We start from the raw sequence: 22787 nt of genomic DNA on the forward strand, positions 1-22787 counted from the left end.
TAGTGATTGCCCTCCCTCTGTAGAAGTTGTGTGGTAACTTCATTCTACCACGGGGAGAGAAATCACTATGGATTTTTTACTCAAGTGTCCAACTTGATTTTACAATCAACCATCTTTTAAAAACGATCACAGATTTTATGATAATTATTATAAACTTCCGGAAAGGTTGTGTAAACCCATGGTCGATCACGACATCCATGACTATATGCTGCCCGGCCGCAGGGCCCACCTGGTGGGCATCGGCGGCGTGTCCATGGCCCCGCTGGCGGAGGTGCTCCACGGCATGGGCATGGTCATCACCGGCTCTGACATGCGGGAGGGCCCCACGGTGGAGCATCTCCGCTCCCTGGGCATCCCCATCGCCATCGGCCACCGGGCTGAAAACGTGGGGGAGGCGGAGCTCATCATCCGCACCGCCGCCGTCCATGACTCCAACCCCGAGATCGTCCGGGCCCACGCCAACGGCATCCCGGTCTTTGAGCGGGCCCAGGCCTGGGGCTCCATCATGCGTTCCTACCGCAATGCCCTGTGCATCTCGGGCACTCACGGCAAGACCTCCACCACCTCCATGTGCACCCACATCGCCATGGCCGCTGCCGCCGACCCCACGGTGATGATCGGCGGCACCCTGCCCCTGCTGGGGGCGGGCCACCGGGTGGGCCACGGGGACACCATCATTCTGGAGAGCTGCGAATACTGCAACTCCTTCCTCTCCTTCTTCCCCACCATCGCTGTCATCCTCAACATCGAGGCTGACCATCTGGACTTCTTCAAGGACCTGGACGACGTGGAGCACTCTTTCCGGGCCTTTGCCGACCGGGTGCCGGAAAACGGCCTCATCATCGCCAACCGGGACGACGAGAACACCATGTTCGCCCTCCGGGGGGAGACGCGGCCCATGATGACCTTCGGTCTGGAGGAGGGCGACGTCCACGCCGCCCATCTGGAGTGGCATGACGGGCTGCCCGTCTTTGACGTGGTCTATCAGGGCAAGCCCTTCGCCCACATCGCCCTTCAGGTCCCCGGCATCCACAATGTGAAAAACGCCCTGGCGGCCGCCGCTGCCGCCATCGCCCTTCATTTCCCCGCCGCCGCGGTGGAGAAGGGGCTTTCCGGCTTCCACGGGGCGGGCCGCCGCTTCGAGCACAAGGGCGATTACCACGGCGCCGAAGTCTATGATGACTACGCCCACCACCCCGGAGAGCTCAAGGCCCTCTTCGCCGCCGCCCGCCGTCTGGGCTACCAGCGGATCATCTGTGCCTTCCAGCCCCACACCTACAGCCGCACCCACGCCCTGTTCCACGAGTTTGCCCAGGTGCTGCGGGAGCCCGATATCACCCTGCTGGCCGAGATCTTTGCCGCCCGGGAGACCAACGACATCGGCATCTCCTCCCGGGACCTGTGCCGGGAGATCCCGGGCAGCCGGTACTTCGCCACCCTGCCGGAGGTCACCGCCTGCCTGCGGGAGCTGGCCCGGCCCGGCGATCTCATTCTCACCGTGGGCGCCGGCGACATCTACACTGTAGGCGAGGCTCTGGTGTCTGAGAAAGACTGACTGTTTCCCCATACCTGCTTCCTCGCGGGCCGTCCTCCGGGCGGCCCGCGTTTTCTTTTCTCCCCGCGCTCCCTTCTTCTTGACAAACCGGCAGTTTTCCAGTAGAGTCATCCTGACAGAAGGAGGGATGAGCTTGCGTGAGAAAGAGATATTCGACCTGGTGCTGCTGCTGGGGGAGACCATGCTCTCCAGCGGCGGCGAGATTTTCCGCACCAACGAGCTGATGAGCGGCGCCGCCCGGCGGTTCGGACTGCGCCAGTGCAGCGTGTTCACCATTGCCAACGGCATCTTTCTCTCCGCCGTGGTGGAGGGGGAACACTATTCCTGCCAGGTCAGGCACATCCCCCTCCATTCCATCCATCTGGCTCAAGTGGAGGCCATGAACGACCTGTCCCGCCGCATTGCCGCCGGGGCCCTCACCCCCGAGGAAGCCCACAGGGAAGTCCTGCGGATCCGGGACATCCGGGGCGCCGGGCCGCTGGCCCAGACTCTGGCCTCCGGCGTGGGCGCCGGGTGCTTCTGCTTTCTCTTCGGCGGCTGCCTCAGGGACTGCGCCATGGCCTTTCTGGCCGGGCTGCTGCTCTACGCCTTCCTGCTGGGCGTCTGCAGCCGGTTCTCCGTGCGCAAGGTCATGTCCAACATCCTCAGCAGCGCCCTGGTCACCCTCTTCTGCTGCCTGATGTTCCGCCTGGGGGTGGGGCCCCATCTGGACAAGATGATCATCGGCTCCATCTTCCCCCTGGTCCCCGGGGTGGCCCTGACCATCGCGGTGCGCAATTTTATGGAAAACGACTACATCGCCGGTCTGGTCCGGCTGACCGACGCGGTGCTGGTGGCGGGCTGCATCGCGGTGGGAGTGGGCAGCGTGCTCACTGTGTGGAACCATGTGCTGGGAGGGATCGCCCTGTGAATCCGATGCAGCTCATATGGGAGGTACTGGCCGCGGCGGCGGGCACCGTGGCCTTCTCCGTTTTGTTTCAGGCGCCGCCCCGCCACTTTCCCTACTGCGGCCTGGTGGGGGCCATTGGCTGGCTGGTATACCGGCTGGTGGGCCTGTGGACCGCCTCTCCGGTGCTGGCCACCTTTGTGGCCACGCTGGTCCTCACCGCCTGTTCCCGCTGGTTCTCCACACTGCGGCGGACCCCCACCCTTCTCTTCCTGGTGTGCGGCATCTTCACTCTGGTCCCCGGCGCCGCCATCTACAACACCGCCTATCACATCTTCATGGATCATCCCCTCCAGGCCTCCGAGGCGGCCTCCACCACCCTGAAGCTGGCCGTGGCCATCGCCCTGGGCATCCTGGCGGCCTACTCCCTGCCCGACCGGCTCTTCGGCTGGAAGCGGAACGTGGACACCCGGGACTCTGCCCCCCTGTAATGAACAGGTCCGGAGCGCGAAACGCGCTCCGGACCTTTGTATCTATGGCATCTGTTCATACCGCTTTCGTCCCGCGGTGCTGGGGATGCCCAGCTCCTCCCGGTACTTGGCCACCGTCCTGCGGGAAATGGGGCAGCCCTCCCGCTCCATCCGCTCACACAGCTTCTGGTCAGACAGGGGCCTGGCCTTGTCCTCCCCGTCGATGAGGCGGCGCAGCAGGGCCTTGGCCCGGTCGGGGGTCGCGTCCCCCGACCCGCTCTCTCCCAGCTTGCGGGAGAAAAAGTAGGTCAGCGGATAGGTGCCCCGGTCGCACTGGAGGTATTTATCCCTCAGCGCCCGGCTCACCGTGGACTCATGGACCCCCACCCGACCGGCCACGTCGGCCAGGGTCATGGGCACCAGATGGCCGGGACCCCGGCGGAAGAACTCCTCCTGCAGCTCCAGGATGCACCGGGCGCAGGCGAGCAGGGTGCTCTGCCGCTGTTCGATGCTGTGCATCACCCATTTGGCCTGCCGCACCTTGTCGCTCAGATAGTCCTGCACCTCCTGCTCCCCGCTCTCCTTCAGCATCCGGGTATAGTACCCGCTCAGGCTCAGCGTCGGGATGCCCGTGCGGCAGGGCTGGACCTCAAAGTGGTCATACTGCCATGACACAATCAGATCGGGGGTCACATAAGAAGTCTCCTCCCGGCCGGCGAAACCCGCTCCCGGCCGGGGGTCGAGCCCCCGGATGCGGTCGCAGGCCGCACGCACAGCGGCGGCGTCAGCGCGCAGGGTACGGGCGATCAGGCCGTACTGATTCCGGGCCAGGGGCTCCAGGCACTCCTGCACCACCCGCAGCGCCAGATTGTCCCGGGGATATTTCCGCCGCAGCTGGATGCACAGGCACTCGTTCAGGCCCCGTGCCCCCACCCCCGCCGGGTCCAGGGACTGGAGGACCTCCAGCGCCCGCTCCATCACCGGCAGGGGCAGGCGGGCAGCCTCCGCCAGCGCAGGCAGATCCTCGTCCAGCCATCCGCTGCGGTCCAGGCTCTCGGCCAAAAAGACCGCCCCCTCCCGCACCCCGCTCTCCAGCTTCAGGCCCCGGAGCTGGAACAGGAGATGGCCGTACAGGCTACGCTCCTCATCCTCCACCACTCCCAGGTCAGCCAGGGGGGCGTCCTCGTCGTCCTGCTGATAATAGGCATGGTTCTGCCGGTCGCTGCTCTGGAGCCATTCCAGCTTCCGCCTGAGGTCCGCGAATTCCTCCCGGCTGTGCTCTTTGTGGTCCTCCGCCTCCAGCACCGGGTTCTCCTGGAGGGTCTTTTCCACAAATTCGGCCAGCTCCTGAGCCCCCATCTGCAGGATCTCCATGGACTGGATCATCATGGGAGAGAGGACCTGGGCCTGTTTTTGTACGACCTTCAGTTCCATCCGAATCACCTTACCGAATGCTTCTCCGCCGCCGAGAAGGCGGCTGGCCAAGTGAAGCTATTGTACCGCGGGCACAAGTTTCACTAAGCTCCCCACCGCTGGCGCGGCGGCTCGCTAAGTGAAGCTATTGCACCACAGGCACAAGTTTCACTAAGCTCCCCACCGCTGGCGCGGCGGCTCGCTAAGTGAAGCTATTGTACCACAAGGGCTGTTTTATTTCAATCGCCGCCTGAACTTGGCATATCCCTTGCTCTGTGATGTGATACTAAAACCTGTTAAAAAGCTTGAAAAGCTTTTTACAGCGCGAAGCGCGTCAGGTTTTTATGAGACGCCGCCACAAGGTACGGTATGCGCAGAGCGCAGGGAGGATTGAGAGATGAAGCGTTCACTAAGGGACTGGCGGGACGTGGGGGACGGGGAGTGTGCCGTCCAGCCTGGGTTCCATCCGTTCGGCCTCTGTCCAGTTTATGGGACAGGGTGTGACCGGGAGAAATGCGAACACTGGAAGCATGACATACCGACAGGAGGGAGCCACTACATGACCAGGGAGGAAAGGCGAACAGCCCGCTTTCAGGAGGGAGCCAGGGCCATGACAGCGGACGAGCGGGAGGCCATGAGAGCCGCCCTGGACGCCGCCATGGAGCTGAAAGACCCGCTCGAGAGGTGGAGCATCCTGGACGCCATTGAGGGCGTGGGAGCCGCGGCGGGCCGCTCAGAACAGCGCCGCAGGAGCGATGCCGCCACGGACAGGAAGCGCCGCCAGCTGGTGGGAGCCAGGATACCTTCAGACATGGCCGAGCGTTGCCGGGACTGCGCCGCTCGAACAGGCGTTTCATTGTACCGCTGGGTATACGATGCCCTGGTCAAGGCCATGGAGGAAACACAATAGCTTGTGGTTATCCTGGTGGCCTGGTACAATATGGAGGGCACGTGCGGCGGGCATGACGGCCCGCCCGCCGCAGGGGAAGCGCCCGAGCCCTTAGGGGCCTCCTACCGGTAGCCTGGCAAAGTAAGCCTCGCGCACTCCCATTGTACCGCCCCGTCAAGGGTTTCACGAGCGGGCTTGCGCCCGCCCTTGACTGGGGCGGTGCATGGGAGATGCCCCGAGGCTTCGGGAGCCAGATACAAGGAGGACTTGAACATGATTTCAGCCAACATCCCCAACAGCGTCCGAAAGGCCGTGTACCGCCGCGACGGGTACCGGTGTGCCCTCTGCGACAGCCCCAAGTACATCCAGATTCACCACGCCGTGCCGCGCTCCAGGGGCGGCGGCAACACGCCACACAACCTAATCTGCCTCTGCGCCGATTGTCACGCCGCCTGCCACGGCATAGACCTGCGCAACACAGGAGCGGACGGCACAGACCTGAAGATGGAAATGGAACTGGACGTGGTGAGCTACCTGGCAGACCTCTACGCCGAACAGGGGGAGACCTGGGATCCCTGGGAGAAGCGGTAGAAGGAGCGGGGCCTCCTGCGGGAGGCCCCGATTTCCAATAGATTTCCGGATGAACTACAACAAAACAAGGTATTTTGCTGGGTTTGCTTGCGCAAACCGCATCAAAATATGATGTTTTGTTGAGTTCATGGGGTGGTTTGGGGGGCACTGGCCCTCCCCGGCGGCCGCCCGTTGGGCCGCTCGGGGCCGGGCTTCCTGGCCCTGTAGTGTGTGCCTCGGGGCTTACGCCGTGGCGCACAGCGCCCCGGCCTGCCGGAAAAAGCCGGCTTTTGCTTTTTATAGCGCGAAGCGCGTCAGGTTTTTATGAGACGCCGTGACGCACGTATGTGCGGCACGAGCGTGCACAGCACGCGGGATTTCAAATAAAGCATTTTATTTGAAATCAGTATGAGGACAAAAAAACCGCGCCGCGGGACATCCCGCGGCGCGGTGCTGTGTTTCTCAGGCCCTGCGGCTGTTCCGGCTCAGTTTCACACAGGTCATGATGACGCCGAAGAGGAACCAGTAGATGAACATGTTCCGGGGGTAGAACCAGGTGTACTCGGCCACGCCGATGACCAGGATGCCGCAGAAGGCGCCCAGCGCGGCGGCCAGGATATGCCGCACCTGACGGTCCATGGTCTGATAATAGGCCTTCACGCCGCTCTTGAGTCCATGGAGCAGCACCGCCAGATAGGAGATCAGGCCCAGGATGCCGGTCTCGCCCCACATCTGGAGATAGTTATTGTGGGTGTGAATGGGGAAGCTGCCGTCGAACATGGCGGGGTAAGCCCGGAAGGTCCGCTGCATTACGTCGGTGCCCAGGCCCACGCCCCGGTACCAGTAGTCCTTCATCAGGGTAGCCGAGGCGTCGTAGATGGCGAAGCGGTAGCTGGTGGAGGAATCCTTCATATTGCCGATGGTGAGGATGCGGTTATAGATGGTCTCAGGCAGGAAGGGGATGGCGCACACGCCGGCCACCGCCATCACGGGGATCAGGCGCCAGTTCTCCAGCGCGATGAACACCATCACCGCCAGCGCCAGGCCGATCCAGCCGGAGCGGGAGTAGGTAAAACCGATGGCTGCCACACAGGGGATGAGGGCCGCAGCCGACCACAGCCTGCCGCGCCACCCCTTCGCCCCCAGGAAGAGGGCAAAGTCCAGGGGGATGAGCATCACCAGTAGCTCGGCAAAGTTATTGGGGTTGTCAAAGAAGGAATAGACCCGGCCGGGCATGCCGTAGTTGAGGGTCATATCCTGCTGGGAAGCCACCACCTCCACCCCTACGTAGCTCTGATAACAGCCGTAGAGGGCGGCCACCGTGATGCCGCACACCGCCAGCGCGATGACCAGGCGGAGCTGCTCCACCTTCTGCACCGAGCTCACCACCAGCAGCACCAGCAGGAAGGCCGTGGCGTGGAAGAGGAAGAACCGCAGGGACAGGCGGCTGGACAGGCTGGTGACAAAGGCGCCGCCGATGCACATCAGGTAAAAGACCATGTAGGGGCCCAGCAGTCCGGCCTCCAGCCGGAGCCTGGGCCGTGCGGCGCTGCCCAGGACGAAGAGAATGGTCAGCCCCACCGCGCCCATCAGGCCGTAGAGATTGTTCCACATACTGTGGGGCGCCACCAGCATGACCAGCAGGAAGAGCCCCAGGAACAGGAAGCTGGCTCCGCCCACGGCGGAGACCAGACGGAAGGCGATACTGCCGTCCCAGATCCGTTTTCCCGCCCGGTAGAGCCATCTGGCCAGGGCGCAGGGCAGATTGAGCACCAGCGTGAAGAGGGTGCGGACCAGGCTGTCCGGCCAGCTTTTGACCAGCCGTCCCTCCCGCCAGACGAACTGGCACAGGGCGCTGCCCTGGACCCACCGGACCACGGCCCGGCCCATCCGGTCCAGTGCCCGGCCCAGATTGCTCCCGCTCCAGGCGCCGGCGAGGACGCACCAGAGCCGCAGGAAGAAGCCTGCGAAGATACTGTTTTCCGCGATCGACATGGGCCGCTCCTATCTGTTCATGGCCGCCTGATAGGCGGCGAAGGTCTTGTCCATCCACTTGTGGATCTCAAACTTCTCGTCGATGGTACGCAGAGCCCCCTGACGGCAAGACTCCAGCAGTTCCTTATCCTCCATCAGGCGCTTCATGGCGTCCGACATGGAGACCGGGTCGTCGTACTTCACCAGCAGTCCGCAGCCGGCCTCGTCGTTGACGATGTCCCGGTTGCCGCCCATGTCGGTGGCAATGACGGGCAGACCGGCGGCCATGGCCTCGATGATGAGGTAGGACAGGGCCTCGTGCTCCGAGGAGTTGACGTACAGGTCGGAGCCCTTGTAGAGGTTCTTGATGTCCTTGCGGAAGCCGATGAACTTCACGCAGTCCTCCAGGCCCAGTTCTTTGACCTGGGCCTTGGCCGGCTCCAGCAGGGGGCCGTCCCCCGCCAGCACCAGGGTGAAGGGCACGCCGGTGATGGTGGTCAGCCGCTTCACCGAGTCGATGAGGTACTTGTGTCCCTTGTCCCCGGCAAAGCGGGAGGCGCAGAGCATCACGAAACGGTCATCGCTCAGCCCCAGCTCCTGCCGCAGGGTGGATTCCGACCGGTCCCCCGCCCACACCGCCGGGTCCACCGAGTTGAAGATGACCTGGATGCGCTCGCCCGACCAGCCGTTCCGGATGAGCTGTTCCCTGCCCCGGTTGCACACGGCGATCATCTGGTCCTGCCGCTTGTCCATCCAGCGGTTGGAGAGCCGGGTCACCGCGTCGTTGGCCATGACGAAGTGGTTGGTATAGATTACCCGGATGTGGGGATTGTATTTCTTGGCCAGCAGGGCGGTATAGTGCTCCCGCAGGTAGTGGCAGTGGACCAGGTCGATGTCCCACTCCTTACAGAGGGCGGCCAGCTCCCTGGCAGCCCTGAAGTCGAAGCGGCGGCGCATCTCGATCCGGCGGCAGGGCACGCCCAGCGCCTCCAGCCGCTCCACCAGCAGTCCCCCCTCGTTGTAGGCAAAGTGGGCCTCCACCTTTGTGTGGTTCAGGTAGCGGACCAGCGTCTCCACATACCGCTCGGTGCCGGCTTTCCCGGCGAAATTCAGCAAATAGAGGACCTTCATCATGGGAAGGATGCCTCCCTTTCTCTCTTGTACTCAGGCACAGAGCCTTATTCTTTATTGTACCGTCAAAGCCCCGGTTTGTCCACTGTTTCTTCCTGTCCCGTCTGCCGGAAAAAGCGGGTGGCGCGTCCGCGTCCCCTGTGATACAATGGAGAAAACCGCTCAAATACCATTTAAGGAGGAATCTCTATGCCCACTCCCCACATCGAAGCGCCCGAGGGCGCCTACGCCAAGACCGTCCTCATGCCCGGCGATCCCCTGCGGGCCAAATTCATCGCCGAGACCTTTCTCACCGATCCCGTTCAGGTCAACGGCGTACGCGGCATGCTGGGCTACACCGGCGCATACAAGGGCGTGCCTGTGTCGGTCCAGGGCAGCGGCATGGGCTGCCCCTCCATGGGCATCTACTCCTATGAGCTCTTCCACTTCTACGGCGTGGAGAACATCATCCGGGTGGGCACCACCGGCTCCATCCAGGAGGGGCTGTGCATCGGCGACCTGGTCATCGCCCTAGGGGCCTGCGGCAACTCCCACTTTGCCGGCCAGTACCAGCTCCCCGGCCTCTTCGCCCCCACCGCCTCCTTCCCGCTGGTAAAGACCGCCGAGGCCATCGCCGCTGAGCGGGGGCTGCGCTGCGCGGTGGGCAACGTGTGCAGCAACGACACCTTCTATGACGACATCTCCCCGGTGGAGGCCTGGCGCAAGATGGGTGTACTGGCCTTTGAGATGGAGTCCACCGCCCTGTACTGCAACGCCGCCCGGGCGGGGAAGAACGCCATGACCCTGCTCACCGTGTCTGACGAGCTGCTCACCCACCGCGAGACCTCCTCCCAGGAGCGGCAGACCGCCTTCACCGCCATGATGGAGGTGGCGCTGGAGACCGCGGCCCGTCTGGCGTAAGGAAGTCCGCCCATGATCCAGATTAACAGTCTTTCCCTGCCGGTGGGCGGTACGCCCGAGCAGCTCAAAAAGCGGGCGGCCCGGGTGCTGGGCGTTCCCCCGGGGGACATCGGTGAGCTGCGGCTGATCCGCCAGTCCATCGACGCCCGGAAGAAAAACGACGTCCACCTGGTCTGCTCGGTGCAGGTCAGCGTCCCCCGGGAGGACCGGGTGCTGGCCCGGTGCCGGTCCAGGCAGGTGTCAAAGGTGGAGCGGAAGCCCTACCGCTTCCCCCCGGTGCGCCGGGCCTCCTCCCTCCGCCCGGTGGTGGTGGGCATGGGCCCCGCCGGGCTCTTCGCCGCCCTCACGCTGGCCCGGAACGGCATCCCCGTCACCGTGCTGGAGCGGGGCCGGGATGTGGACGAGCGGGCGCAGGACGTGGAGCATTTCTGGCGCACCGGCGCCCTCTCCCGCACCTCCAATGTGCAGTTCGGCGAGGGGGGCGCAGGCACCTTCTCCGACGGGAAGCTCACCACCGGCACCCATGACAGCCGCATCCCCGCCGTGCTGGACGCGCTGGTGGAGTTCGGCGCCCCCGCCGACGTGGCCTGGAGCCACAAGCCCCACATCGGCACCGACATCCTCCGCCAGGTGGTGAAAAACCTCCGGCTGGAGCTCATCCGCCTGGGGTGCGACGTGCGCTTTGAGAACAGGCTCACCGCCATCCACACCCGAAAGGGCAGGGTCTGCGGTATTACCGTCATGACCGAGACCGGCCCCTATGAGCTGCCCTGCGACACGGTGATCCTGGCCCCCGGCCACTCGGCCCGGGACACCTTCGCCATGCTCCGCGAGATGGGCCTGCCCATGGAACGGAAAAATTTTGCCATCGGCGTGCGTATTGAACACAAACAGGCCGACATCAGCGCCGCCCAGTTCGGCGATGTGTGGGACAAGCTGCCCCCGGCGGACTACAAGCTCTCCTGCCATCTGCCCTCGGGCCGCTCGGCCTACACCTTCTGCGTCTGTCCCGGCGGGCAGGTGGTGGCCGCCGCCTCGGACTACGGCCAGGTGGTCACCAACGGCATGAGCTGCCGCGCCCGGGACGGGGAGAACATCAACGGCGGCTTCCTGGTGGGCGTAGGGCCGGAGGATTTCCCGGGAGATGACCCGCTGGCCGGCGTGCGCTTTCAGGAGCAGTGGGAGCGGGCCGCCTGGGACTTGGGCACCGGCGGTCTTGCTCCGCTCTTTCAGGAGGAGACCCCCATCTTTCACGCCCCCTCCCAGACCGTGGGGGACTTTCTGGCGGGGCAGCCCTCCCAGGGGCCGGGGAAGGTGCTCCCCACCTACCGGCCCGGCGTCACCTGGACCGACCTCTCCCGCTGCCTGCCCGATTATGTGGCCGGCGCCCTGCGGGAGGCTCTCCCCCTCTTCGACCGCAAGGTAAGGGGCTTCGCCAGCCCCGACGCCGTCCTCACCGGCGTGGAGACCCGCTCCTCCTCCCCCGTGCGCATCCTGCGGGGGGAGGATCTGCAATCCACCGGCCTCCGGGGCCTCTACCCCTGCGGCGAGGGGGCGGGCTACGCCGGCGGCATCGTGTCTGCCGCCGTGGACGGGGTCCGGGTGGCCGAGGCGGTGGCCACGGCGGAGTAAGTTCCTTCCCCTCTTTCTCAACCAAAAACGTCCGGAGCGCCAGTGGCGCTCCGGACGTTCTTATTCTGTTCCGGCTCCGGCTCAGATCCGGGCCACGCCGCTCTCCCGGGCGGCCTGGGCCACCGCGGCGGCCACCGCGTCCTTCACTCTGGGGTCGAAGGCGGCGGGCAGGATGTACTCGGCGCTGAGCTCCTCATCAGACACCAATCCGGCCAGGGCCCTGGCGGCGGCCACCTTCATGGCGTCGTTGATATCGCTGGCCCGCACGTCCAGCGCCCCCCGGAAGATGCCGGGGAAGGCCAGCACGTTGTTGACCTGGTTGGGATAGTCGCTGCGGCCGGTGGCCACCACGGCGGCGCCGCCGGCTCTGGCCTCGTCGGGGAATATCTCGGGGGTGGGGTTGGCGCAGGCGAAGATGATGGCGTCCTTTGCCATGGTCTGCACCATCTCCTTCGTCAGGGTGCCGGGGGCGGACACGCCGATGAACACATCGGCCCCACGGATGACCTCCGCCAGGGTCCCCTTCTCCCGGTGGGCGTTGGTGATCTTCGCCATCTCGGCCTTGATGGGGTTCAGGCCCTCCCGGCCCTCGTAGATGGCGCCAGCGCGGTCGGTCATGACCACGTTCTTCAGGCCCATGCTGATGAGCAGCCTGATGATGGCGATGCCGGCGGCCCCCGCGCCGGAGGTGACGATCTTCACGTCCTCGATCTTCTTGCCCACCAGCTTCAGGGCGTTGAGCAGTCCGGCCAGGGTGATGACGGCGGTGCCGTGCTGGTCGTCGTGGAAGATGGGGATGTCGCACTTCTCCTTCAGCTTCCGCTCGATCTCAAAGCAGCGGGGGGCGGAGATATCCTCCAGATTCACGCCGCCGAAGGAACCGGCCATCAGGGCCACCGCGTTCACGATCTCGTCCACGTCGTGGCTGCGCACGCACAGGGGGATGGCATCCACGCCGCCGAAGGCCTTGAAGAGCACGCACTTGCCCTCCATCACCGGCATGCCGGCCTCGGGGCCGATGTCGCCCAGGCCCAGCACGGCGGTACCGTCGGTGACCACGGCCACCGTGTTCCACCGGCGGGTCAGTTCATAGCTCTTGTTCACATCCTTCTGGATCTCCAGGCAGGGCTGGGCCACGCCGGGGGTATAGGCCAGAGAGAGGGCCTCCTTGCTGTCCACCGCCGCCCGGGGGGTGACCTCCAGCTTGCCCTTCCACTCATAGTGAAGACGAAGCGATTCCTTTGCGTAATCCATGTTGATAGCCTCCTTGCTGTATGACGGGCTCTGATCGCCGCCGCGCCTGCTCCGCCGCAGCGCAGCGGGTGGTGCGGATATATTATAGCGGAGCTTTTCCTCTTTTTCCACTCTTTCCGCGCATCTGAAAAACAATTTGACATTGGGGCTGTTTCGTGCTACTCTGATATCGATTTTATTCGATATGAGGTGATCCCATGCCCTCCCCCTACCGGGAACAGGTCAGGGTCTTCCGGGCCTTCTGTGATGAGAACCGCCTGCAGATCCTCCAGCTCCTTCGCAGCGGCGAAAAATGCGCCTGCGTCCTGCTGGAGGACCTGCACATCAGCCAGTCCACCCTCTCCCACCACATGCAGATCCTCTGCGACTCCGGCATGGTGGAAGCCCGCCGGGAGGGCAAATGGACCCACTACTCCATCAGCGAGGCGGGCAGCCGCCGGGCGGCCCAGCTGCTGGTGGAACTGCTCAGTCCCACCGGCGGCCTCTCCTGCGCCTGCGGGACAGGCTGCGAAAATGACGAAAAGGAGCGTGTCTGAATGGACTCCAAACGCATCAAGCTCTATGTACTCACCGGCTTTCTGGGCGCGGGCAAGACCTCATTGCTGCTTCACCTGCTGGACGCCATGGAGGGCCGGAAGATCGGCATTATCCAGAACGAATTCGGCAAGCTGGGCATCGACGGGGACATTCTCCGCCGGGACGGCATCGCCATGACCGAGATCGGCCGGGGCTCTATCTTCTGCTCCTGCCTGAAGCTCACCTTTGTCCAGGCTTTGGCCGAGCTGAGTAAGCAGGATCTGGAATACGTGTTCGTGGAGAGCTCCGGCCTGGCCGATCCCTCCAATATCGAGGAGATCCTCGGCGCCGTGGCCGTTCTGGCCGGGGAGGTGTATGAGCTTCGCGGGGTGATCTGCCTGGTGGACGCCCTCCACTTCCCGGAGCAGCTCTCCGACGTGGAGACGGTGGACCGCCAGCTGGCCCACTGCCACCTGGCCGCGGTGAACAAGACCGACCTGGTAAGCCCCGATCAGCTCCGGCAGGTACTGGAGGCCGTGGAGAAGGTCAATCCCGTCTGCGCGGTGGCGACCTGTGTGGACGGCGATATCGGCACCGCCTTTCTGGACCAGGACCTGATGGCCCGCCAATGGGCACCCTGTGAGGACTCCCTCAACCGGCCGGACAACAAGCCCAAGAGCATCTCCCTGTGGTTCCAGGGGGAGCTGCCCCGGCCCCGGCTGGACGCCTTCCTCGCTGCCGTGCTTCCCTCCTGCTACCGCATCAAGGGCTTCTTCCATCTGGAAGAGGGCTGGCGGCAGGTGGACGTGGTGGAGGAGCTGGTGGACTACCGGCCCTGTCCGCCCCATGAGGAGTCCCAGCTGGTCTTTCTCTCCAAGATCGGCCCCCAGGTCATCCGGGTGGTCGACCAGGCTTGGCGGGACACGGTGGGCCTTCCCATGAAACTGAAGAATTGAGGTGCATCCATGGATATCAAAGTCATCGGCAGCGGCTGCCCGGATTGCAGCCGCCTTTATGAGAACACCTGCCGGGCCGTGGAGCGGCTGGGTCTGGAGGCCCGCGTGGAGAAGGTACAGGATCTGATGGATATCGTCCGCCTGGGCGTGATGAGCGCCCCCTCCCTGATGGTGGACGGCGTGCTGGTCCTCAGCGGCCGGGTGGCGGGCGTGGACCAGATCGCCGCCCTGCTCTCCGCCGCCCGGGACTGAAGGTGACCGCCATGTCCGATATCATTGAGATCCGGGACCTGAACGCTCCCGGGCTGGAGGTCTTTACCCATCTGACCGAGGCCCAGCTCCGCAACCGTCTGGAGCCGGAGAAGGGCGTGTTCATCGCCGAGAGCCCCAAGGTCATCCAGCGTGCCCTGGACGCCGGATGCGTCCCCATTTCCCTGCTGATGGAGCGCCGGCACATCGAAGGCCAGGCCCGGGAGATCATCGCCCGCTGCGGCGGCGTGCCCGTCTACACCGGGGACCGGGAGCTGCTCTCCACGCTCACCGGCTACCAGCTGACCCGGGGCGTGCTGTGCGCCATGCGCCGTCCCCCGCAGCCCGGCATGGCGGAGCTGTGCGCCGGGGCCCGCCGGGTGGCCGTGCTGGAGGGCATCGTGGACTCCACCAATCTGGGTGCCATCTTCCGCTCGGCGGCAGCTCTGGGAATGGACGCCGTACTGCTCACCCCCACCTGCTGCGACCCTCTGTGCCGCCGGGCGGTACGGGTGAGTATGGGCACGGTCTTCCAGGTGCCCTGGACCCGCATCGGCAGAGAGAGCGGCGACTGGCCCCACCCCGGTCTGGAGCAGCTGCAGGCCCTGGGCTTCCAGACCGCCGCCATGGCCCTGAACGACACCTCCGTCAGCATTGAGGACCCCCGCCTGGCCGGGACGGACAAGCTGGCCATCGTGCTGGGCACCGAGGGGGACGGCCTCTCCCCCCACACCATTGCCGCCTGCGACTACACGGTGCGCATCCCCATGTCCCACCAGGTGGACTCCCTCAATGTGGCCGCCGCCAGCGCGGTTGCCTTCTGGCAGCTCCGGGTACGGTAGCACCCGGCTTTTCCAGACATATCAAGACCTCCCGTCCCTATGGGACGGGAGGTCTTTTTTCTCGTTACAGGGCCTTTCTCAGGTATTCCGCCGGGATGGCCTCCCACCGTCTTTCATGACGCTTCCTACCAGACCAGCGGGATCATCCGGTATTTGACCTTTTCCTTGTAAGCCCGGTATCCGGGCAGGCCGTTCTCCAGCACCTGCTCTTCATTTCTGATCCGCCTGGCCAGTATGGCCGGGACAAACAGGAAAGGGATCACGGCGACTCCGGACCCCAGTACCAGAGGCATGGAGAGAAACAGAAGCGCCACAGCGGCGTACATGGGGTGCCGCACGACACCGTACAGTCCGGTGTCGATGACTTTCTGGTCCTTCTGGATCTCCACCGTACGGGAGAGGTAGGCATTTTCCCGCATGACTTCAAGATACAGCCCATAGGCGGCGCAGAACAGCACCACGCCAACCGCCACGGCGGGAAGAGGCAGCGCCGTCCAGCCAAAGCGGAAGTCCAGCCCCGCCAGCACAAATCCGGCGATAAACACAAGCGCGGACAGTCCGATCACCTTTTTCTGCTCCGGCTCACTCTCTCTGCTGTTCAGCCGCTTCCGCAGCAGATCGGGGGCCTTCACATACAGCACCGTCCCCACGACAGGCATGGGGATAAAGAGCAGCGCCAGCAGCCGCCACGCCCCCGGATAGTGCCAGGTGCCTGCCGGCAGGAAGAGCAGCAGCCCCATGGCCGCCAGACCCGACAGCAGCTTGAGCCCCGCCTGCGTCATCAGTTTCATACGACTATCCTTTCCATCTCTCCCCATGTCGGGGCGTCAAACGCTTTATGTTCCAATTTTCCCCCTGCTCTGCGCAGCCGCCATCACGGCCCTGTATATCCATTCCTCCCGATCGGCTGTTTTTCGCTTTTACAGACAGCTCTTATTCACTTAACACACTTTCGGCGATCTCCCGAAAGGCCTTCCCCTTTTCCCCGGGCGTACTGCACAGGGCCTCCGCCCGGGCCATGATCTCCCGCAGGGTCTCCAGATCCTGCTGAAGGAACAGCTCGCAGAGATACCGTTTCATCCTGCCGTTGTTGTATTGCTCCAGGGCCACGGTAAGCAAGTCGGCCCTGGCCTCGTATTCCCGCAGCCAGAGGTCAAATCCCCTCTCCGCCACCGCCCGGCAGGTACGCTCCTTGGCATGGCCCGTGTTCAGATCGCTGAAGTCCCCCATCCTGCCCAGCTTCACACAGGGAAATTCCCCGCACAGGCCGCAGTGATCCAGTCCCTTTTCCCGGATACAGCGGTGGACCTTGCAGGGCTCGGTGTAGTAACCGTCGTGAGAACAGCCGGGACACCGGCTCTTTCCCCCGGTCCGGTACCGGCTGCACAGGGCGCAGGGCATCCCACAGTATCCATAGGCGTATTCGCTCATGGTCCCTCCTTCAGCGCTTGCGCTCGGAAAAGGCCCATGCCTCCCGCAGCCAGCCCATCAGTTCACCGTCGATCTGCCCCGTCTCGGATATCAGCACATGGTGGGTCCAGCGGTTGGGATAAGGCTCCACTGCCACGGCCACCCGGGGCGAATCCAGCCGGCAGGGCAGCCCGATGGTTACCACGATACAGTGCTCCGGCCAATTTTTCTTCCTCCGCACCGGCAGGGATGCGGCGGCAAAGAGATGCCTGCCGTAAAAGCTGATCTGGCTCTTCTGCACCTTGACGGTCCCGTCCGGAAATTCTGCCTCCATCCGCCGGAACAGCGCCTCGTACAGCGACAGTTCCAAAGGCTTGCCTTCAAAATAAAACAGCATGTCGGCATAATAGTGCTCCGAAGTATTCACGGCCGGTCCTCCCTTCAATGGATATCTTCATTATACCATACCGGCCGAAAGTGAGAAAGCCGGTATCGCTGTTTTCCCGGCTCCCTCACTTGCCATTTCTTATTAGAACATCCGCCGGCGCAAATAGAATGAGGTCAAAGCGCGCCTGGGCGGATCGAACTTTTTTACACAGTCTTTTTCTGATATGGAAAGTGCCTGATCCTATTCCCATTGAAAAAACCGGATGGCCAACCCCGTACACAGGATCATCACGCCGGTCATGACCGCCGCAGGCAGCAGCACATTTCCCGCGGAGATACCCAGGAAGGCGTTTTTCATCAGAGTGATGCCCTGAGTCAGGGGGAACAGGCTGACGGCCTTCTGCATCATCCGGGGCATCACCTCCACCGGCAGTGTGGTTCCGGAGAAGATCAGCATCGGAAAATAAAGAATAGAGGCGATGACTCCGGCCTGTCTGGAATTTTTTGCAAGGCCGCCCACCAGCATGCCGATGCTGAGGGTGGACAGCATGGTGATGAGCCAGCTTCCGAGAAAGGCCCAGACAGAGCCGTGGATCCTGACCTTCCAGAACAGGGCAGCCGTGATCCCGAGCGTCGCAAGGGATGCCGCACAGTACAGGATGTAGACCGTCAGCTCCGCGCCCAGCAGCAGCGCGGGGCTGACAGGCGTGACGCGGAACCGTTTGAGGATCTTGCGCTCCCGGTAGTCGGAGACCACCAGCGGCAGCCCCATCAGGCCGCCGGCGCACATGGAAACGGCGCAGGCCGCGCCGAAGGACTGCTCTATAAACGTGTAAGGCGCGCCGTCATAGGCCGGTTTGGCACCGTAAATGATACCAAGGATGACCAGAATGGCCAGCGGCATCAGCAGTGCGAAAATGATCATGTTCATATCCCGGATGCTCAGCTTCATTTCGTTCTTCAGAAGTATGAAAAACCGCCTCATGCTTGCTCTCCCTCCTCGTCCGACAGCATCAGATAGGCGTCCTCAAATTTTTCACAGCCGCATTTGCGCTTGGCTTCCTCCACCGTGCCGCAAAAGACTGCGCTGCCTTTTTTCAGAATGCATATCTCATCGCAGAGGGCCTCCACCTCATCCATGAAATGGGAGGTGAGGAAAATGGTCAGCCCCTGTTTTTTCAGCTCCGTGAGGGTCTTCCAGACACTGCGCCGGGCTCTGGCGTCCAGGCCGGTGGTCAGCTCGTCCAGAAAGACCAGCTCCGGGTCTGGGATCAGCGCCAGAACGATAAAAAGCCTCTGGCGCTCCCCGCCGGAGAGGCTTTTTACAGTATTTTTCAGCTTGTCTCCAATGCCGAAGCGGCTACAGAGTTCTTTCCAGTCCGCCGGATCCCGATACAGGCAGGCTGTCTCCTCACACAGCTCGAACACCTTGATCTCCTGCTGATAATCTCCCTTCTGAAACTGCACGCCGATCTTCTCAAACAGTTCCCGGCGCTGCCGCTTTGGGTCCTGCCCCAGCAGGCGGACCGCTCCGCTGTCCGCGGTTTTTGTGCCAAGCATACATTCGATGGCGGTGCTCTTCCCTGCTCCGTTGGCCCCCAGCAGGCCAAACACTGTCCCCGCCTTTACGGACAGGTCCAGACGATTCAAAACCGTTCTGCCGCTGTAGGACTTGGTAAGCCCTCTGACACAGATTGCATCGCTCATTTTTCGATCCTCCTTACCGCCCGCAGTTCGATGTAGCCGCGCTGGCCCCGGGGCTCCAGCTGGATGCGGGGATTCCCGTCATCCCACCGGTACCCGATCACCGTGGGGTCATAACCGTCCATGGCGTGCTGCACCGCCTGAATGGCCTGGCAGTAATCCTCCTCCCGGAAGGGCTGCCCCTGGAACATCAGATACTCCGCCTCCGGCAGCCGGATGACGTCAAAGCCCTCCGGAACGGCGCCCAGGTAATCCGTTTCCACCTCCACCCCCTGTACATAGGTGGAGGTACCCGGCTTCTTGTACCGCTGGGGCAGCCACATGCACACCGGCTCGCCGCAGAGAGAGTGCATACTCATGAGAATGCCCCACACATCGCAGCTCACTTCCTCGCAATACGGAAAATAATTCTCCGCATGGACGGCCCGTTTGATGATGCACAGGCGCTCCGGCTTGCGGATGACCTGGACAAAGACTGTCTGCAGATCCGGCATATCCATCCGCTCTTTTCTGAGTTCTCTGTATTTCGCGCCGTATGGGATGAAAAGCGGGATGGGGACCGGGTCTTTCGCATAATCGCCGGGATTGCGTCCGAACTCCCGGAAAAACGCTCTGGTAAAGGTATCCACATTGGAAAAGCCCAGGTCAAGGGCTGCGTCGATCACGCGGCTTTTCCCCTCCCGCAGCCGCATTGCCGCCCGGGAGAGCCGCAGCTTGCGGATATATTCCGTGGGCGTCAGATCCAGATAGGCCCGGAACAGGCGGTAGGAATACCAGGGGGAAAACAGCGATACCTGCGCAAGGTCAGATAAATTGATGTCCCCGGCCAGATTCCGCTCGATATAGTCCTGCATCCGCTGGACGGCCAGTGTCTGCTCTTTCATGCCTTTCACCCCCATTGCAGAATATATTTTACTGCGTTTCCGCACGTTCCTCTCGACTTTTCTTGCCAAATGAGATAAATCAGGACACGCCGCTTTCTTTGGCGGCGTGTCCTCGCTCCTACCTTGCCCGATCCTGAAAAGGCCTTGCATCCAGCCGTTCCCGGCAGCCCATCTTTTTGGCCATGCGCCCCCTTGCCAGTTCTCGATTTCTTTCCTTTTTAGCCTGGCAAGATCTCTGCCCGGTTCCGCCGTAAACCATCCGACCGTTTTGGAACTTGATATCCAACTTCGGATCCAACCGCTCATCATGATCCCCAGGATCTTTAAAGGGTGTTTATTATGCCGGCAACAGCGCTGAAACATTGAGCGCTGTCCGGTTTTTGGGACACGCAGAGTGTTAAACTGACTAAAAACAGAGGATCCTGACCCTTTCAACGCAGCGCAGGACAAGTTTGCTGCGCGGACCACATTGCGATTGATTCGCGCGGAATATGCCCATTATGCGAGGTGCGATAACCAGGCGGCGTTCCATGATGCCTTTGACAAACATAAGATCTATTACGTCCGCCATTAAAAAAGTTGTATATATTGCTAAATTGTGTTATGATTATAAAAAAGATATTTGTTCAATTTCTCCTGACAGATACGAACAGCTCATCCGATATAACAGATTTAAATCCAGTGATTGTACTCCGGCAAACTGCAGGGCGAACGACGACCGTAAGACAGATAACAAGATACGAGTGGAGATGAGGCTGTATGATGAGATTTCCGGCACATATACGCATTCAAAAAGATGGTACGCAGGACATCCAAACCGTTGGGGAACACTGCCGCGGTACCGCGCGCTGTGCTGCGGAATGCCTGTCTGATATCGGCTTGTCCCATGCGGCTTATCTGGCCGGGCTGCTGCACGATCTGGGCAAAGCCACGCCGCAGTTCCGGGCATACATTGAACGTGCTGCCAATGGTGAATCCGTCCGGCGCGGGGCAGTAGTACATACCTTTGCGGGGGCGCGGCTGCTGCTGGAGCAGCACCACGGACCGGAGCCGGTTTCTTACGATGACATCACATGCGAACTTCTGGCGTTTGCAATCGGCGCCCACCATGGATTATTTGACTGCGTGGGAGAGGCCCGCACTTCCGGCTTCCAGCACAGGCTTTTATCCCATGACAGCGAATATCATGAATCCGTGCAAAACTTTCTGAACAGCTGCGCCGGCCAGGATGAAATCGATTCGTTATTCCGGGCGGCCTGCCTGGAGCTGACAGCAGTTTTTGAAAAGATCCAGGACCGGCTGTGTTCAGACGCCGCGCTCGCCCGGCAGGAGCTCCCCTTCTATGTGGGGCTTATGGCACGGCTGCTGCTGTCAGCGGTGATCCAGGGCGACCGCCGGGATACCGCAGAATTTATGACCGGAGTTGCCCGGCCCCCGTTCCCGGAAGACAGACGCCCGATGTGGAAAGCTTGCCTGCAGCGTATGGAGCGAAAACTGGAACGTTTCCCATCCGAGACGGGCATCCAAAAAGCCCGGAGGCAGATCTCAGACCAGTGCCGGCTTTTTGCGGAGCAGCCCGGCGGCATCTACCGTCTGAATGTGCCCACCGGCGCGGGCAAGACGTTGAGTTCTCTGCGCTATGCCCTGGCCCATGCCGCACAGTGGAACAAATCCCGTATTATCTTCACCGCGCCGCTGCTGACGATTCTGGAACAGAACGCCCAGGTCATCCGGGACTATGTGGGTGACGGCAGTATGATTCTGGAACACCACTCCAACCTGGTCCGCACACAGGAAGATCCAGAGGAGTTGGATCTTCAGGAGCTTCTGGCCGAGGACTGGAGCGCACCGATCATCATTACCACGCTGGTTCAGCTGCTGAACACCCTGTTCAGCGGAAAGACCACCTCCATCCGCCGGTTTCAGTCCCTGGCAGACAGCGTCATCATCCTGGACGAAGTCCAGACCGTGCCCACGAAAATGCTGACACTTTTCAATCTGGCGGTGAACTTCCTGACGGAGATCTGCGGAGCGACCGTGGTACTTTGCTCCGCCACACAGCCCTGTCTGGAAAAAGCTGCACATCCGCTGGCATCCGTTCCAAAGGATATCGTCCCCTATGACCGCGAACTGTGGAGCGCATTCTGCAGAACGCAGATCCGGAACGCCGGAAATCTGCGGCTGGAGGATCTCCCGGCCTTTGCGCTGGAAACTCTGGAAAAAGCAAACAGCCTGTTAATTGTATGCAATAAGAAGGATGAGGCGGCGTATCTCTATCAGAAGTTGTCCGGATGCGGCTTCCGCTGCTGCCATCTGTCCGCCGCCATGTGTACAGCCCACCGCCGGGCTGCCCTTGCCGGACTTCAGGCCGCACTGGCCGCGGGTGAAAAGACGGTCTGCGTGTCCACACAAGTGATCGAGGCGGGCGTGGATATCTCCTTTGAGCGGGTAATCCGGCTTTCCGCAGGAATGGACAGTGTGGTACAGGCTGCCGGGCGCTGCAACCGCAACGGCGAGCAGACCGGACCTGCGCCGGTCTGCCTGGTGCAGTGCCAAAATGAGAACCTGGCAAGGCTTCCGGACATTCAGCGCGGAAAGGACGCCACGGGTGAACTGCTGGCGCAGTACCGCCAGCGGCCGGAGCGGTTCCGGAACGATCTGTCCTCCGACGAGGCCATCGGCTACTACTATCGCCGGCTTTACCAGGAGATGCCGGAAGGATTTCAGGATTACAGGATCCAGGACAAGCACTATACGATTTTTTCCCTTCTGGCCGATAATACCTATTTCTCGGATGACCGGGCGGAGGCCCATGGGACCTATTTTTTGAATCAGGCCTTTCAACTGGCCGGCAAATTGTTTCAGGTGTATGACGAAGACAGCATCGACGTCATCGTTCCATATGGAGAAGGCCGGACGGTGATCGCCGATCTGGGTTCCGACCGGGCCGCGCGGGACCTGGCATACCGGAAGAGCTGCCTGGACCGGGCCAAGCCGTACACCGTTTCCCTGTATCAATACCAGCGGCAGCAGTTGGAGCGGGATCACGGCCTGCTGCCCACCCGGGACGGCGATGACAGCGTCCGGGTCCTGGCGGAAGGGTTTTATGACGAGAAGACCGGTCTCTCACTCAACGGGACTGCGGCACAATTTTGGGAGGTGTAA

The 22787-nt window shown here is 62.4% G+C and carries 22 protein-coding genes; 12 read left to right on the forward strand and 10 right to left on the reverse strand.

Going from position 1 to position 22787, the window contains the following annotated elements; genetic code table 11:
• Window positions 1-178: 178 nt before the first annotated feature.
• The 3 genes from murC to ACTNBZ_RS05700 all read left to right on the forward strand — a co-directional run bounded on the left by murC (window position 179) and on the right by ACTNBZ_RS05700 (window position 2932).
• Window positions 179-1555 (forward strand): UDP-N-acetylmuramate--L-alanine ligase, encoded by a 1377-nt coding sequence (gene murC / locus ACTNBZ_RS05690; RefSeq protein WP_441208709.1) that lies wholly within the window; start codon window positions 179-181, stop codon window positions 1553-1555.
• Window positions 1556-1688: 133 nt separating this feature from the next.
• The gene (locus ACTNBZ_RS05695) at window positions 1689-2465 is read left to right on the forward strand and encodes a threonine/serine exporter family protein (protein ID WP_441208710.1); all 777 of its coding nucleotides are present in this window, start codon (window positions 1689-1691) and stop codon (window positions 2463-2465) included.
• A 5-nt stretch (window positions 2466-2470) separates the two neighbouring features.
• Entirely contained in the window at window positions 2471-2932 is a 462-nt protein-coding gene (locus ACTNBZ_RS05700; RefSeq protein ID WP_441208772.1) for a threonine/serine exporter family protein, read from the forward strand.
• A gap of 42 nt (window positions 2933-2974) precedes the next feature.
• On the opposite strand, the gene rpoN is transcribed toward ACTNBZ_RS05700, so the two are convergent.
• Window positions 2975-4345, reverse strand: coding sequence for an RNA polymerase factor sigma-54 (gene rpoN, locus ACTNBZ_RS05705; RefSeq protein ID WP_441208711.1), 1371 nt, complete (start codon window positions 4343-4345; stop codon window positions 2975-2977).
• 538 nt (window positions 4346-4883) lie between these two features.
• On the opposite strand from rpoN, the gene ACTNBZ_RS05710 reads away from it, so the two are divergent.
• Together ACTNBZ_RS05710 and ACTNBZ_RS05715 are read left to right on the forward strand one after the other, a co-directional pair.
• Complete coding sequence (locus ACTNBZ_RS05710) at window positions 4884-5234, forward strand: hypothetical protein (RefSeq protein WP_441208712.1); 351 nt, start codon at window positions 4884-4886, stop codon at window positions 5232-5234.
• 252 nt (window positions 5235-5486) lie between these two features.
• Window positions 5487-5804, forward strand: a complete 318-nt coding sequence (locus tag ACTNBZ_RS05715; protein ID WP_441208713.1) for an HNH endonuclease — start codon at window positions 5487-5489, stop codon at window positions 5802-5804.
• 441 nt (window positions 5805-6245) lie between these two features.
• Here ACTNBZ_RS05715 and ACTNBZ_RS05720 read toward each other — a convergent pair whose 3' ends face one another.
• Both ACTNBZ_RS05720 and ACTNBZ_RS05725 read right to left on the reverse strand, forming a co-directional pair.
• Window positions 6246-7778, reverse strand: a complete 1533-nt coding sequence (locus ACTNBZ_RS05720) for an O-antigen ligase family protein (RefSeq protein WP_441208714.1) — start codon at window positions 7776-7778, stop codon at window positions 6246-6248.
• A 9-nt stretch (window positions 7779-7787) separates the two neighbouring features.
• Window positions 7788-8891 (reverse strand): glycosyltransferase family 4 protein, encoded by a 1104-nt coding sequence (locus ACTNBZ_RS05725; RefSeq protein WP_441208715.1) that lies wholly within the window; start codon window positions 8889-8891, stop codon window positions 7788-7790.
• A 186-nt stretch (window positions 8892-9077) separates the two neighbouring features.
• Here ACTNBZ_RS05725 and deoD point away from each other — a divergent pair, with 186 nt between their 5' ends.
• Together deoD and ACTNBZ_RS05735 are read left to right on the forward strand one after the other, a co-directional pair.
• Window positions 9078-9788 carry a purine-nucleoside phosphorylase gene (gene deoD, locus ACTNBZ_RS05730; protein WP_441208716.1) on the forward strand — a complete coding sequence of 237 codons (711 nt, stop codon included), beginning with the start codon at window positions 9078-9080 and terminating at the stop codon, window positions 9786-9788.
• A 12-nt stretch (window positions 9789-9800) separates the two neighbouring features.
• Window positions 9801-11420, forward strand: coding sequence for an NAD(P)/FAD-dependent oxidoreductase (locus ACTNBZ_RS05735; protein WP_441208717.1), 1620 nt, complete (start codon window positions 9801-9803; stop codon window positions 11418-11420).
• Window positions 11421-11501: 81 nt separating this feature from the next.
• Here the strand turns inward: ACTNBZ_RS05735 and ACTNBZ_RS05740 are convergent, their stop codons facing one another.
• A complete protein-coding gene (locus ACTNBZ_RS05740) occupies window positions 11502-12674 on the reverse strand; it encodes an NAD(P)-dependent malic enzyme (protein WP_441208718.1) in 1173 nt (390 codons plus the stop codon).
• 197 nt (window positions 12675-12871) lie between these two features.
• Here ACTNBZ_RS05740 and ACTNBZ_RS05745 point away from each other — a divergent pair, with 197 nt between their 5' ends.
• From ACTNBZ_RS05745 to ACTNBZ_RS05760, 4 genes are read left to right on the forward strand one after another with little or no spacing between them, the layout of a single operon-like run.
• Window positions 12872-13210: an ArsR/SmtB family transcription factor gene (locus ACTNBZ_RS05745; RefSeq protein ID WP_441208719.1), complete on the forward strand. Its 339-nt coding sequence runs from the start codon at window positions 12872-12874 to the stop codon at window positions 13208-13210.
• On the forward strand, window positions 13211-14146 hold the full coding sequence (locus ACTNBZ_RS05750; RefSeq protein WP_441208720.1) for a CobW family GTP-binding protein: 936 nt from the start codon (window positions 13211-13213) through the stop codon (window positions 14144-14146).
• 9 nt (window positions 14147-14155) lie between these two features.
• The gene (locus tag ACTNBZ_RS05755; RefSeq protein ID WP_441208721.1) at window positions 14156-14398 is read left to right on the forward strand and encodes a thioredoxin family protein; all 243 of its coding nucleotides are present in this window, start codon (window positions 14156-14158) and stop codon (window positions 14396-14398) included.
• Window positions 14399-14409: 11 nt separating this feature from the next.
• Window positions 14410-15237, forward strand: coding sequence for a TrmH family RNA methyltransferase (locus ACTNBZ_RS05760; protein WP_441208722.1), 828 nt, complete (start codon window positions 14410-14412; stop codon window positions 15235-15237).
• Between the two features lie 125 nt (window positions 15238-15362).
• Here ACTNBZ_RS05760 and ACTNBZ_RS05765 read toward each other — a convergent pair whose 3' ends face one another.
• The 6 genes from ACTNBZ_RS05765 to ACTNBZ_RS05790 all read right to left on the reverse strand — a co-directional run bounded on the left by ACTNBZ_RS05765 (window position 15363) and on the right by ACTNBZ_RS05790 (window position 19622).
• On the reverse strand, window positions 15363-16028 hold the full coding sequence (locus ACTNBZ_RS05765) for a methyltransferase family protein (RefSeq protein WP_441208723.1): 666 nt from the start codon (window positions 16026-16028) through the stop codon (window positions 15363-15365).
• 142 nt (window positions 16029-16170) lie between these two features.
• Window positions 16171-16668 (reverse strand): DUF3795 domain-containing protein, encoded by a 498-nt coding sequence (locus ACTNBZ_RS05770; RefSeq protein WP_441208724.1) that lies wholly within the window; start codon window positions 16666-16668, stop codon window positions 16171-16173.
• 10 nt (window positions 16669-16678) lie between these two features.
• Window positions 16679-17074, reverse strand: coding sequence for a DUF5655 domain-containing protein (locus ACTNBZ_RS05775; RefSeq protein ID WP_441208725.1), 396 nt, complete (start codon window positions 17072-17074; stop codon window positions 16679-16681).
• Between the two features lie 201 nt (window positions 17075-17275).
• On the reverse strand, window positions 17276-18019 hold the full coding sequence (locus ACTNBZ_RS05780; RefSeq protein ID WP_441208726.1) for an ABC transporter permease: 744 nt from the start codon (window positions 18017-18019) through the stop codon (window positions 17276-17278).
• Entirely contained in the window at window positions 18016-18741 is a 726-nt protein-coding gene (locus tag ACTNBZ_RS05785) for an ABC transporter ATP-binding protein (RefSeq protein WP_441208727.1), read from the reverse strand. Before ACTNBZ_RS05785 ends, ACTNBZ_RS05780 begins: the two co-directional genes overlap by 4 nt.
• Window positions 18738-19622, reverse strand: coding sequence for a helix-turn-helix domain-containing protein (locus tag ACTNBZ_RS05790; protein WP_441208728.1), 885 nt, complete (start codon window positions 19620-19622; stop codon window positions 18738-18740). The genes ACTNBZ_RS05785 and ACTNBZ_RS05790 overlap by 4 nt, the downstream gene beginning before the upstream one ends.
• 762 nt (window positions 19623-20384) lie before the next feature.
• On the opposite strand from ACTNBZ_RS05790, the gene cas3 reads away from it, so the two are divergent.
• On the forward strand, window positions 20385-22787 hold the full coding sequence (cas3, locus tag ACTNBZ_RS05795) for a CRISPR-associated helicase Cas3' (protein ID WP_441208729.1): 2403 nt from the start codon (window positions 20385-20387) through the stop codon (window positions 22785-22787).

Origin of the sequence: Pseudoflavonifractor sp. HCP28S3_F10 (assembly GCF_052065415.1) — a bacterium.
In the GTDB taxonomy this organism is placed as follows: Bacteria; Bacillota; Clostridia; order Oscillospirales; family Oscillospiraceae; genus Pseudoflavonifractor_A.

Bases quoted from the DNA above. Each gene is read 5' to 3' on its own strand.
- ACTNBZ_RS05715 (WP_441208713.1), top strand. From the start codon at position 5,487: ATGATTTCAGCCAACATCCCCAACAGCGTCCGAAAGGCCGTGTACCGC.
- ACTNBZ_RS05755 (WP_441208721.1), top strand. From the start codon at position 14,156: ATGGATATCAAAGTCATCGGCAGCGGCTGCCCGGATTGCAGCCGCCTT.
- deoD (WP_441208716.1), top strand. From the start codon at position 9,078: ATGCCCACTCCCCACATCGAAGCGCCCGAGGGCGCCTACGCCAAGACC.
- ACTNBZ_RS05735 (WP_441208717.1), top strand. From the start codon at position 9,801: ATGATCCAGATTAACAGTCTTTCCCTGCCGGTGGGCGGTACGCCCGAG.
- cas3 (WP_441208729.1), top strand. From the start codon at position 20,385: ATGAGATTTCCGGCACATATACGCATTCAAAAAGATGGTACGCAGGAC.
- ACTNBZ_RS05770 (WP_441208724.1), bottom strand. From the start codon at position 16,668: ATGAGCGAATACGCCTATGGATACTGTGGGATGCCCTGCGCCCTGTGC.
- ACTNBZ_RS05785 (WP_441208727.1), bottom strand. From the start codon at position 18,741: ATGAGCGATGCAATCTGTGTCAGAGGGCTTACCAAGTCCTACAGCGGC.
- ACTNBZ_RS05760 (WP_441208722.1), top strand. From the start codon at position 14,410: ATGTCCGATATCATTGAGATCCGGGACCTGAACGCTCCCGGGCTGGAG.
- ACTNBZ_RS05745 (WP_441208719.1), top strand. From the start codon at position 12,872: ATGCCCTCCCCCTACCGGGAACAGGTCAGGGTCTTCCGGGCCTTCTGT.
- ACTNBZ_RS05725 (WP_441208715.1), bottom strand. From the start codon at position 8,891: ATGATGAAGGTCCTCTATTTGCTGAATTTCGCCGGGAAAGCCGGCACC.
- ACTNBZ_RS05750 (WP_441208720.1), top strand. From the start codon at position 13,211: ATGGACTCCAAACGCATCAAGCTCTATGTACTCACCGGCTTTCTGGGC.
- ACTNBZ_RS05790 (WP_441208728.1), bottom strand. From the start codon at position 19,622: ATGAAAGAGCAGACACTGGCCGTCCAGCGGATGCAGGACTATATCGAG.
- ACTNBZ_RS05710 (WP_441208712.1), top strand. From the start codon at position 4,884: ATGACCAGGGAGGAAAGGCGAACAGCCCGCTTTCAGGAGGGAGCCAGG.
- rpoN (WP_441208711.1), bottom strand. From the start codon at position 4,345: ATGGAACTGAAGGTCGTACAAAAACAGGCCCAGGTCCTCTCTCCCATG.
- murC (WP_441208709.1), top strand. From the start codon at position 179: ATGGTCGATCACGACATCCATGACTATATGCTGCCCGGCCGCAGGGCC.
- ACTNBZ_RS05700 (WP_441208772.1), top strand. From the start codon at position 2,471: ATGCAGCTCATATGGGAGGTACTGGCCGCGGCGGCGGGCACCGTGGCC.
- ACTNBZ_RS05780 (WP_441208726.1), bottom strand. From the start codon at position 18,019: ATGAGGCGGTTTTTCATACTTCTGAAGAACGAAATGAAGCTGAGCATC.
- ACTNBZ_RS05765 (WP_441208723.1), bottom strand. From the start codon at position 16,028: ATGAAACTGATGACGCAGGCGGGGCTCAAGCTGCTGTCGGGTCTGGCG.
- ACTNBZ_RS05720 (WP_441208714.1), bottom strand. From the start codon at position 7,778: ATGTCGATCGCGGAAAACAGTATCTTCGCAGGCTTCTTCCTGCGGCTC.
- ACTNBZ_RS05740 (WP_441208718.1), bottom strand. From the start codon at position 12,674: ATGGATTACGCAAAGGAATCGCTTCGTCTTCACTATGAGTGGAAGGGC.